This is a genomic window from Saccharothrix sp. ST-888 (assembly GCF_000955975.1).
GTDB lineage: Bacteria > Actinomycetota > Actinomycetes > Streptomycetales > Streptomycetaceae > Kitasatospora.
Genome location: NZ_JYJF01000841.1, coordinates 1 through 318, shown reverse-complemented (window position 1 = coordinate 318; position 318 = coordinate 1). Strand labels below are relative to the sequence as shown.

The following is a 318-nucleotide window of genomic DNA, read 5'->3' as shown; positions in this document are numbered from 1 at the left end:
CCCGGACGGTCTGCGCCAGCGCGGTGGCCACCGCGCGCCGGAGGCCCTCGGGGCGCCGGTAGGTCGGGATCACCCTCGCCACCAGCGCCGACGGGCGCCGGCCGAGCTCCGCGGCGAGCCGCCGGACCTCGGCGTCGTCCCGGCGGCGCCAGGGAACCGACCCGTCACCCCTCCCGGTGCCGTCCGTACGCAGCCGTCGCGGGGACGGGTAGACGGCTTTCGGGCGGCCGGGCGCGGTCAACGCCCCGGCGGCGCGCTCCATATGGTCGGGCTCCCACTCGTTGTCGTCGTCCAGGAAGGCGACGTACCGGGACGAGC

At 78.0% G+C, this 318-nt stretch carries 1 pseudogene; it reads right to left on the bottom strand.

The features are described from left to right. A pseudogene (locus UK12_RS42480) lies at positions 1-318 on the bottom strand (glycosyltransferase family 2 protein); the annotation flags it as partial.